This is a genomic window from Streptomyces flavofungini, assembly GCF_041028215.1.
GTDB lineage: Bacteria > Actinomycetota > Actinomycetes > Streptomycetales > Streptomycetaceae > Streptomyces > Streptomyces flavofungini_B.
On sequence record NZ_JASKYR010001094.1, the window covers coordinates 1 to 1,501 of the forward strand.

Annotated in this window: 2 protein-coding genes; both read right to left on the minus strand. The window is 69.6% G+C overall.

The genetic code is table 11. The annotated features are described in order from the left end of the window. The coding region (locus AB8Z36_RS38705; protein WP_369218048.1) for a TerD family protein at positions 1 to 563 on the minus strand (563 nt) is incomplete at its 3' end. A gap of 117 nt (positions 564 to 680) precedes the next feature. Continuing rightward, a complete protein-coding gene (locus AB8Z36_RS38710) occupies positions 681 to 1,304 on the minus strand; it encodes a M48 metallopeptidase family protein (RefSeq protein WP_369218049.1) in 624 nt (207 codons plus the stop codon). Positions 1,305 to 1,501 lie beyond the last annotated feature (197 nt).

Genomic DNA, 1,501 nt, shown 5'->3' on the forward strand with positions numbered 1-1,501 from the left:
GCACCGGCCTGCGGCGGCGCGGAGGCGGGCTCTTCCTCGGCCACCTCGCCGCCGAAGTTCTTCAGGAGGGCCTCAAGGCCGCCGTCGAAGCCCTGGCCGATCGCGGCGAACCGCCAGACGTCCTTCAGGTAGAAGTCGCCCAGCATGACGGCGCGCTCCGTGGAGAACTCCGCGCCGTTGAAGGCGTAGCGCGCCACTTCCTCGCCGCCCGCGACGATACGGATGTAACCCGACGTGACCTGCGACATCTGCCCGGCGCCGTCGATCGTCGCCGTGAAGGAAAGACGCTGGATCTGCTGCGGGACGCGGTCGAGCGTGACGCGGAAGGACTCGGTGTCACCGGCCTGGGCGCCGAGGAGCTGGATCGACTCCTCCGGCGACTTCGGCTGGTTGAAGAAGATGAAGTAGCGGTCGTCCGAGAGCCGCTCGCTCGCGTCCAGGCCGAAGCAGCTGATGTCGAAGGACAGTCCGGGGGCGTTGATCTGCACACCTACGTACAGATCGGTCCCCGCTGTGAGGTCACTGATCTTGGCCTTGTGGCCGCGTTGGAATTCCCTGGCCATACGTAACGACCGTCCCCCATCCCGAATGTGATTGCGTCGCGCCAGGCTAACCGCAAAGTCCAGGAGTGAACCAAGCCGGTACAGACCCGCTACACAACCGCCCTCGGGCGCGTACGTTCACTCCTCGCGGGCGGCGGGAAGATGAGGCAGCCGGTCGGCGGCGACCACCCCTTCGAGGTACCCGCGGGCCCTCTCGGTGCGCGGATAGGCCTCAAGGAGGCGCCAGAAACGGGGCCCGTGCCCGGGGACGAGAAGGTGGGCGAGCTCATGGACGAGTACGTAGTCCACGACGTACTCGGGCATGCCCTGGAGCCGGTGCGAGAGGCGGATGCTGCCCTCGGACGGGGTGCAGGAACCCCACCGGGTGTTCTGGTTGGTGACCCAGCGGACGGAGGCGGGCCTGGCCCGGCCCCCGAAGTACTGCTCGGAGAGCTGCCCCGCGCGCTCGAAGAGCTCGGCGTCGCCGAGCAGCCGCTTGCTCTCCTGGGCCGCGAGCTTGTCGAGCATCACATTGACCCAGCGCTGCTCCTCGGCCTCCGACATGCGGGCGGGGATGAGCACCACGGTGCGGTCGCCCTCGCGGTACGCCGAGACCGTCCTGCGCCGCCGGGCGCTGCGTCTGACCTCGACCGCGCTGGCCTTCGCGCCGGGCGGCGGCGGACTGGTCGTGCTGCGCTGCGGGAGCCCCGCGCGGCGCGCTGAGGTCTCCCCGGCGACGCGAGGGGACGGGTCTGCGGGCACGCCCCGACGTTACCCGCTGGGCATGGGGGAAGTCCCGCCTCCGGGGCGGTTCGGCGCTGTTCCGCTCCCCATCCGTTGGACTCGTACGATCGGCTGCTTTGACGGGCGCGACCCATCCGGTTGACGCGCGCGGCCGACCGGGTTGACGAGTGCGGCCGACTAGTACGACTAATACCCCCCGCCTGTGGACAACCCGA